We start from the raw sequence: 9,765 nt of genomic DNA on the forward strand, positions 1-9,765 counted from the left end.
TATTTACGCTTTAAAAGAAATTCAAAAACGAAACGGAGAACGTGGCGCAAACAGATACATTATTAGCAATAATCAGACAGCATTAAATGTAATGGAAACATTCGCAATGCTAAATTTATGTGGGTTTGATGATGTTTTACCTGTTGATGTAATTCCACTTTTTGAAACTGTTGATGATTTACAAAACGCAGATTCTGTAATGAGAATTTTGTATACAAATGAAGCTTACAGAAAGCATTTGATAAATAGAAAAAACAGACAAACCATTATGCTAGGTTTTTCTGACGGAACAAAAGACGGTGGATATTTAATGGCAAATTGGGCGATTTATAAAGCCAAAGAAAATCTAACTACCATCTCTAGAAAATATGATATCACGGTGATCTTTTTTGATGGTCGCGGTGGCCCTCCAGCAAGAGGAGGTGGGAAAACGCATAATTTTTATGCTTCGTTAGGACCAACAATTGAAGACAAGGAAGTGCAATTGACCATCCAAGGGCAAACCATTAGTTCCAATTTTGGAACTTTAGACTCATCACAATATAATCTAGAACAGCTTATTAGTTCGGGAATTTATAATAGTTTAAACGAAGTAAATTTAAGCATGGCTTCTGAAAATAGAGAAGTGATGGATGAGCTCGCTACATTAAGTTATGATGCGTATGTAGCTTTTAAGGCACATCCAAAATTTATTCCCTACCTAGAGCACATGAGTACGCTTAAATACTATGCTAAAACGAATATAGGAAGTCGTCCTTCCAAGCGTGGAAATGCTGAAGGGTTGGTATTTGCAGATTTAAGAGCCATTCCGTTTGTAGGTTCTTGGAGTCAGTTGAAACAAAACGTTCCTGGATTTTTTGGCGTAGGAACTGCGTTAAAACACTATGAAGATATCGGGGAGTTTGAGAAAGTACAGCGGTTATTTAAAACCTCTAGTTTCTTTAAGACCTTAATAGAAAATAGTATGATGTCGCTGTCTAAATCATTTTTTGATTTGACAAAATACATGTCAGAAGACCCTGAGTATGGCGCATTTTGGACCATTATTTTTAAAGAATATGAAACATCAAAACGTTTGATCTTGAAGCTGACAGGCTATAAAGAATTGATGGAAGAAGAACCTGCCGGAAAAGCGTCTATTGCGATACGAGAATCGATCGTATTGCCTTTATTGACCATTCAACAATATGCCTTAAAAAAGATTCAGGAGCTTGAAAAAGCACCTGAGAGAGATGAAGCACAGATTGCTGTATTTGAAAAAATAGTAACCCGTTCTTTGTTTGGAAATATCAATGCAAGTCGTAATTCGGCGTAATTTTTTAAAATTAATAATTATATACACGCTTTCGCGAAAGCGTAATAAAGAAAAAACCTCAAAGTATCATGCTTTGAGGTTTCTCTTTTTAGTAGGTGTATTCAGGTAAATTGATATGTTATATATTTTTAATGTTCGTTGAGTCTAAAATCTGGATAGGAATCCATGCCGTGTTCGTGAGCATCGAGTCCTTCTACTTCTTCACGTTCAGAAACTCTAATACCAACTGTCTTTTTCAGAGTAAAAATGATTAAGAAAGCAGAAACAATACAAAAGACAGCATACGCAAGTACGCCATAGAGCTGAGGTAAAAAGGATAGCGCATTAGCAGCTTCTGAAGCAGTAGTGACAACATCGCCATTAGCATTTAAAAACACACCCGCATCATTCGTAGTAGCTTTAAAGCCAAGTATACCTACCGCTAGCGTTCCCCAAATGCCACATACCAAGTGCACTGCAATAGCACCTACAGGATCGTCTAATTTAATTTTATCAATAAAGCTGACTGCAAAAACAATTAATATTCCTGCGACAGCACCAATGAGGATAGCGCTTGTGGGTGACATCACATCTGCACCCGCCGTAATCCCTACCAATCCGCCAAGGATGCCGTTTAAGAACATGGTAAGATCCAAATTCTTATACATGATCGTTGAGGCGATAGCAGCAACTACTCCACCCGCTGCAGCAGCCAAGCAAGTCGTTACAAGTGTTAATGAGGTTAATCCTGGATCTGCCGATAAAACAGAACCACCATTAAAACCAAACCAACCCAACCATAAGATGAGAACACCCGCAGTGGCTAACGGAATATTGTGTCCTGGTATCGCTTGGGGTTTACCATCTTTATATTTCCCGATTCTAGAACCTAATAACCAAACAGCTACAAGCGCTGCCCAGCCGCCAACAGAGTGCACTAATGTAGAACCTGCGAAATCATAAAAACCTAATTTGTCCAAAAAGCCGCCTCCCCATTTCCACGAACCTGCAATTGGGTAAATAAGACCTACATAAATCACTGTGAATATCATAAAAGGGCCAATTTTCATACGTTCTGCAACAGCTCCAGATACAATAGTAGCGGCAGTAGCAGCAAACATTCCTTGAAATAGGAAATCTGTCCAGTAGGTGTAGCCTTCATTATAAGCTAAATCTAAGGTGCCCGCCTCTGTAAGAGGTGCATCTAATCCAACACCTGCAAATCCTATAAATCCATTAAAATCTCCAGGATACATCAGATTAAACCCAATTAAACAGTACAGTAATAAGCCTACGGTGATGATAAATATGTTTTTAAATAAAATATTAAGTGTATTTTTTTGACGCGTTAATCCGATTTCTAAAAATGCAAACCCTAAGTGCATAAAGAAAACGAGTGCTGTACAGAGCATCATCCATACATTATTGGTAGTAAGTAATTCCATGTGTTTTATTTTAAAGTGTTTCCGCCTTTTTCTCCTGTACGGATTCGATACACTTCTTCGACGTGTGATACAAATATTTTACCATCGCCAACATCGCCTGTTGCACCAGCTTCAAGTATGGCATTAATGGTCACCTCTTCAAAATCGTCATTAACAACAATGGACAGGTATCGTCTTTGGATATCACTCGTACTATAAGCAACGCCTCTGTAAACGTGACCTTCTTTTTCATTTCCAAGTCCAGTAACATCCCAATAAGAGAAGAAGTTGACACCTACTTCGTGTAATGCTTTTTTGACAGCAGAAAATTTTGATTTTCTGATAATTGCTTCAACTTTTTTCATCGTGTTTGTATAGGTCAGTTTATTATTTTTTTACATCTAGTCACTACCGATATTACCCCATTTTTTCTACAAAAATCTTTTAAAAATGTAGGTAAGAAGTATCAGATTTCAAATGAGCTATTTATTTATGTTTTGAAGCATTAAAACTATATAAAAAGTAATAAACTATAAATTAAATAGGGTTTACTTTGTTATTTTTACGAATATTTTTGATTAGACCCTATTTTTTTAGGGGGTATGTATATTAATTATATGATTTTTGATAAATCAATATGTTTTTATTCAATACTTGTTTATCAAATTGGTTTTTTGATGTGATATTTTATATAGCTGGTTTTTAGCGAAAACGTTGTCGTCGTATCCTTGCTTTTTTATATAGTGTTTTATAATTACGTATTTAATAAAATAGAAGCTCTCAAATGAATAATTCATATTTTAAGAAGAGATAATTCACAATTCCTTAAAAGTCTTTTTCCTTTTGTTGTTGCTATAATTTGCTTCTATCTTAGAGATTCATTCAGGTGTAAAAACTATGAAAAAAAACTATTTATGTTAAAGGAACAAGGACTTTATTTACCAGAATTTGAGCATGATAATTGTGGTGCAGGATTTATATGTAGTTTAACTGGAAAACGCTCAAATGATATCATTCATAAAGCTCTCGAAATTTTAGTAAAATTGGAGCATCGCGGCGCAGTAAGCTCTGATGGTGTTACAGGTGATGGCGCTGGTATTTTAATTGATATTCCGCATGCGTTTTTTGAAAAGTTTTGTGAATTTTCATTACCCAGTCCAGGAGGATATGCGGTGAGTAATGTTTTTCTTCCGCGAAAGCAAAATCAAAGGGATTACTGTATTGGTGTTTTTGAAGCCGAAATTGCAAATCAAGAATTACAACTTCTAGGTTGGCGTGACGTGCCTGTGAATAGTGATGTGTTAGGTGAAATTGCTAAAACCACAGAACCTTTTGTAAAACAGATATTTATTGGAAAGTCTCACGAGGATCAATCAGATGTTGATTTTAATCTAAAATTGTTTGCCGCTCGAAAAATAGCTGAGCATACCATTTATAATTCAAAACTATCAGAATCTCAATTCTTCTATGTACCAAGTCTTTCTACCAAAATCATCATTTTTAAAGGCTTGTTGAAGCCCGAGCACATTAATGAGTATTATTTAGATCTATACAATACAACTTTGGATACGCGATTGGCATTAGTCCATCAGCGCTTTTCTACAAATACGTTTCCAACATGGGATCTCGCACAACCGTTTAGATATATCTGTCACAATGGTGAAATCAATACCTTACGAGGGAATATCTCTCGCATGTTCTCCCGTGAAGAGATTATGGAGAGTGAATTATTTGGCGATGACATAAAAAAAATAATACCGACTATTTTAAAAGGAAAATCAGATTCTGCTACACTAGATATGGTAGTCGAATTATTGTTAATGACGGGTCGTTCTTTACCAGAAGCGATGATGATGTTGGTTCCAGAAGCTTGGGAGAAAAATCCAACGATGTCTGATTCCAAAAAAGCCTTTTACGAATACAATTCATGCCTCATGGAACCTTGGGATGGTCCCGCTTCTATACCTTTTACCGATGGTAATTTTATTGGTGCCGTATTAGATAGAAATGGTTTGCGTCCCTCCCGATATACCGTGACTAAAAGTGGAAATGTGATTATGTCTTCAGAAACGGGCGTGGTCGATATCAAGCCAGAAAATGTGAGATTTCATGGGCGTTTAGAACCTGGAAAAATGTTTTTAGTCAATATGAATGAAGGTCGCATTGTAAATGACGAAGAAATAAAAGAAGAGATTGCCTCGCGACATCCCTACAGAAAATGGCTGAATGAAAACCTAGTACACCTCAAAGCAATTTCAGCAAAAAGAGGTCCTATACAATATGATGAAATAGATTTAGCAAAGCGAAAAGTTGTTTTTGGGTATACCCATGAAGACCTAAATACCATCATTAGACCGATGGCGCAGCTTGGAAAAGAACCTATCGGATCTATGGGAAGTGATACGCCTATTGCGGTATTGTCTGAAAAGCCACAATTAGTCTATAATTACTTTAAGCAATTATTTGCACAGGTCACCAATCCGCCGTTAGACGGAATTCGAGAAGAGTTAATTACAGATATTAGCCTTACGTTAGGAAGTGATGTCAACTTATTTGATATCAGTCCAGCGCATTGTAAAAAATTAAAAATTCAAAATCCAGTTATTTCAAAACATGATTTAGATAAAATTAGAAATTATGATACCAATCCTAATTTTAAAGTGAAGTCTATCTCTATGTTATATGAAGTGAACAGAGGTTTAAATGAACTGGAAGTCGCCTTAGAAAATTTAATGTCTAAAGCCTCCAAAGCTATAGATGAAGGTGCCAATATTATTATTTTATCAGATAGGTATGTAGATGAAAATCATGCGCCTATCCCAGCGCTTTTAGCGTGTTCGTATGTGAATCATGCGTTACACAAGTTAAACAAACGCTCAAAAACAAGTTTGATTATAGAATCTGCCGAACCTAGAGAAGTACATCATTTTGCATTGCTATTTGGTTTTGGTGCGAGTGCTGTCAATCCTTATATCGTTAATGAAATCGTTCAAGAACAAATTGATACTCTTGAAGTGACCGATTTAGAATATCTAAAAGCGATTAAAAACTATAATAAAGCAATTGGAAAAGGAATCTTGAAGGTGATGAATAAAATAGGAATCTCCACCTTAAACTCCTATCGAGGTTCTCAATTATTTGAGTGTATAGGAATCAATACACAAACCGTTAAAAAGTATTTTCCAAATACCCCAACTCGGATTCAAGGGATTGGTCTAAGAGAGATTGAACAAGAAATTGTAAAGCGTCATAAGAAAGCATTTCAGGTCAATGTTACAAGCCCAGATATTGAAGTAGGTGGCGATTACAGATGGCGACGTGGTCAAGAAAAACACATGTTTAATCCGCTGACGGTTGCCAAATTGCAGGAGTCGGTACGAACAAATAAAGCCTCCACGTTTAAAGAATATTCAAGTCTAATAAACGATCAGTCTAAGAGTTTAATGACTATAAGAGGACTGTTTGAGTTTGATCAATTTGATCCTATTCCACTTGAAGAAGTAGAGCCGTGGACAGAAATTGTAAAACGATTTAAAACAGGCGCGATGTCGTATGGTTCTATAAGCAAAGAAGCCCACGAGAATCTAGCAGTAGCCATGAATAGAATTGGTGGTAAAAGTAATTCTGGAGAGGGTGGAGAAGATCAAGAACGATTTTATAAAAGTTCACAAGGAGATTGGAAAAACTCTGCGATTAAGCAAGTGGCTTCTGGACGATTTGGAGTGACCTCTAATTATCTGACGAATGCGAGTGAAATTCAAATTAAAATCGCACAAGGTGCCAAACCAGGAGAAGGAGGACAGTTACCCGGCCCCAAAGTAAATCACGAAATTGCAAAAACAAGAAACTCGACACCTTATGTAGGCTTAATCTCACCACCTCCACATCACGATATTTATTCTATAGAAGATTTATCTCAATTAATATATGATGTTAAATCAGCCAATAGAGAAGCGCGAATCAACGTAAAATTAGTCTCAGAAATAGGTGTAGGCACCGTGGCTGCTGGTGTTGCCAAAGCAAAAGCAGATGTGGTTTTAATTTCTGGCTTTGATGGAGGTACAGGCGCTTCGCCTTTAACATCTCTACGTCACGCAGGGTTGCCTTGGGAGCTCGGGATTGCAGAAGCACAACAAACCCTAGTGATGAACGATTTACGGAATCGGATTGTGTTAGAATGTGATGGCCAATTAAAAACCGGTCGTGATGTTGCCATCGCTTGTCTGTTAGGTGCAGAAGAGTTTGGTTTCGCGACAGCGCCCTTAGTGGCATCAGGCTGTATTATGATGCGTGTGTGTCATTTAAATACCTGTCCCGTGGGGATCGCTACGCAAAATCCAGAACTCCGTAAAAAGTTTAAAGGAAAGCCAGAGCACGTGGTGAACTACATGTATTTTGTAGCCCAAGAGTTACGAGAAATTATGGCGTCGCTCGGATTCAAAACCGTTAACGAAATGGTAGGGCAAGTACAGAAATTAAATCGAAATAAAGCGATAGAACATTACAAAGCGTCAGGTATTGACTTAACACCGATACTGCATAAAATCGATGTGCCAGCAGATACCAAACTGTATAATACAGAACAACAAGAACATCATCTAGACAAGCATTTAGATTTCAAGATTATCAAGCAAGCACACCAAGCATTGTTTAGAAGACAAAAAACACATTTAGCGATGCCTATTACCAATGTAGATCGTGCGGTAGGTGCGATTTTAAGTAACGAAATCTCTAAAATTTATGGTGCCGATGGTTTACCTGAAGATACCATAGATATTGATTTTAGCGGATCAGCAGGACAGAGTTTTGGTGCTTTTGCAACCAAAGGATTAACCTTTAAAGTCCACGGTAATACAAATGATTATTTAGGAAAAGGATTATCTGGCGCCAAATTAATTATCAAAGTTCCTAAGGCCTGTACCATTGTTCCTGAAGATAATATCATCACAGGAAACGTGACTTTGTATGGCGCCACCTCTGGAGAAGCGTACATCAACGGAAAAGCTGGAGAACGTTTTTGTGTGCGAAATTCAGGTGCCATCGCAGTGGTAGAAGGAATAGGAGATCATGGATGTGAATACATGACAGGAGGAGTTGCAGTAATCTTAGGAGCCGTAGGTCGAAATTTCGGCGCTGGAATGAGTGGTGGGATCGCCTATGTTTTAGACGAACAAAAGGAATTCAAACAACATTGTAATACAGCCGATTTGAATATAGATCCTATAAAAACGAAAGAAGATGCTCAACAATTAAGACAATTAATAGAAAATCATTTTGAAGCAACGGCAAGCCCATTGGCAAAACGAATTTTAGAGCGTTGGGAAGCGTATCTCCCAAAGTTTAAAAAAGTACTTCCAGAAGAGTATAAGAAAGCCTTAAAACGATTGGAGAATGAAAAATTACAAATAGCTTAGGATATGGGAAAGATCACAGGATTTTTAGAATATGAGCGTCAAGATGAAACGCGTGAGTTACCAGAAGAGCGAATCAAAAATTATAAAGAATTTACCATTCCGTTAGCGCCTTCAAAGCTGCAAGATCAAGGTGCTCGGTGTATGGATTGTGGGATTCCGTTTTGTCAAAGTGGGTGTCCGTTAGGTAATTTCATTCCTGATTTTAATGACAAGGTATACAAAGGAAAATGGGAAGAAGCCGCTGCAATTTTACATAAGACCAATAATTTTCCAGAATTTACAGGACGTTTGTGTCCCGCACCTTGCGAAGAGGCGTGTGTGTTGGGGATCAACGAAGATCCTGTCACTATAGAAAATATTGAAAAAAATATTGTAGAGACCGCTTTCGCGAAAGCGTGGATCACTCCAAACCCACCTGAGATCAGAACTGGAAAAACCGTAGCTGTGATAGGATCTGGACCCGCAGGACTGGCAGCTGCACAACAATTGAATAGCGTAGGACATACCGTCACCGTTTTTGAACGTGATAAAAAAGTAGGAGGTTTATTGCGCTACGGAATCCCCGATTTTAAATTGGAAAAGCAGATTATAGATCGGCGAATTAAGATTTTGGAAGATGAAGGAATTTTATTTAAAACCAATGCACACGTAGGAAAGGAGATTGCGATCACTCAATTAAAAGAAGATTTTGATGCGATTGTATTGTGTGGTGGAGCGACGGTAAAACGTTCGATTCCGATTCCTGGAGCTGATTTGAAAGGCGTACATCAAGCGATGGATTTCTTAAAACAAAACAATCAACGTGTCGATGGAATATCCGATTTTAAGGAAGTTTTGACTGCTGAAGGGAAAAATGTCATTGTCATAGGAGGAGGAGACACAGGATCTGATTGTATCGGAACTTCCAATCGCCAAGGGGCAACATCTGTCACCAACTTTGAAATTTTAAGCAAACCTACCGTTGGTCGACCAGCGCATCAGCCGTGGCCGTATTGGCCTATGAAATTAAAAACAACCTCGTCTCATAAAGAAGGAGTGGAGCGTTTTTTTAGTATTTCTACCAAAGAATTTATAGGCGATAGTAATGGAAACTTAAAAGCATTAAAAACCGTTGAAGTTGAATGGATTTTTGAAGAAGGCGAACGCCCTCAATTAAAAGAAGTTCCCAATACCGAAAAAGAATGGAAATGTGAGCTTGCTTTATTGGCACTTGGTTTTACCGGCTCAGAGAAAACACTAGCGGAACAATTTGGCGTAGACATGGATGGTCGAGATAATATTCAGGCGACAACAAAAGATTATAAAACCAATGTCCCCGCTATTTTTACTGCAGGTGATATGCGCCGCGGGCAATCACTGATTGTTTGGGCAATCTCAGAAGGACGGCAGGCAGCGTATCACGTAGATACTTTTTTGATGGGAAGTTCTACATTGCCTTTAAAAGATGATAGTGATTTACCGAGGGTGTAACTAATTATCATTTTAATTCATTTGGTATACATTATTAAGCATGATATCTATACCACAAAAACTCCCTTAGTTATCTACATCATCTAAGGGAGTTTTTTTATGGGTTTAATAGCTTTCGTACTTCGTTGAGTGTCACATACACTTCTGCGTCACGATGTTCCTT

Annotated in this window: 5 protein-coding genes; 3 read left to right on the top strand and 2 right to left on the bottom strand. The window is 37.7% G+C overall.

Going from position 1 to position 9,765, the window contains the following annotated elements:
- A partial coding sequence (locus Q0505_RS12660) for a phosphoenolpyruvate carboxylase (RefSeq protein WP_299213406.1) occupies nt 1–1,315 on the top strand: 1,315 nt, incomplete at its 5' end.
- A 128-nt stretch (nt 1,316–1,443) separates the two neighbouring features.
- Here Q0505_RS12660 and amt read toward each other — a convergent pair.
- Both amt and Q0505_RS12670 read right to left on the bottom strand, forming a co-directional pair.
- A complete protein-coding gene (gene amt / locus Q0505_RS12665; protein ID WP_299213408.1) occupies nt 1,444–2,739 on the bottom strand; it encodes an ammonium transporter in 1,296 nt (431 codons plus the stop codon).
- Between the two features lie 5 nt (nt 2,740–2,744).
- Entirely contained in the window at nt 2,745–3,083 is a 339-nt protein-coding gene (locus Q0505_RS12670; RefSeq protein WP_299213410.1) for a P-II family nitrogen regulator, read from the bottom strand.
- A gap of 549 nt (nt 3,084–3,632) precedes the next feature.
- On the opposite strand from Q0505_RS12670, the gene gltB reads away from it, so the two are divergent.
- Together gltB and Q0505_RS12680 are read left to right on the top strand one after the other, a co-directional pair.
- Nucleotides 3,633–8,132, top strand: coding sequence for a glutamate synthase large subunit (gene gltB, locus Q0505_RS12675; protein WP_299213412.1), 4,500 nt, complete (start codon nt 3,633–3,635; stop codon nt 8,130–8,132).
- Nucleotides 8,133–8,135: 3 nt separating this feature from the next.
- Nucleotides 8,136–9,602 (top strand): glutamate synthase subunit beta, encoded by a 1,467-nt coding sequence (locus Q0505_RS12680; protein WP_299213414.1) that lies wholly within the window; start codon nt 8,136–8,138, stop codon nt 9,600–9,602.
- Nucleotides 9,603–9,765: the final 163 nt, after the last annotated feature.

This window comes from uncultured Dokdonia sp. (assembly GCF_937910895.1).
Taxonomy (GTDB): domain Bacteria; phylum Bacteroidota; class Bacteroidia; order Flavobacteriales; family Flavobacteriaceae; genus Dokdonia.

What these genes read in the sequence shown, in the direction of transcription:
- Q0505_RS12680 (WP_299213414.1), top strand. Translation starts at nt 8,136, where the DNA reads ATGGGAAAGATCACAGGATTTTTAGAATATGAGCGTCAAGATGAAACG.
- gltB (WP_299213412.1), top strand. Translation starts at nt 3,633, where the DNA reads ATGTTAAAGGAACAAGGACTTTATTTACCAGAATTTGAGCATGATAAT.
- Q0505_RS12670 (WP_299213410.1), bottom strand. Translation starts at nt 3,083, where the DNA reads ATGAAAAAAGTTGAAGCAATTATCAGAAAATCAAAATTTTCTGCTGTC.
- amt (WP_299213408.1), bottom strand. Translation starts at nt 2,739, where the DNA reads ATGGAATTACTTACTACCAATAATGTATGGATGATGCTCTGTACAGCA.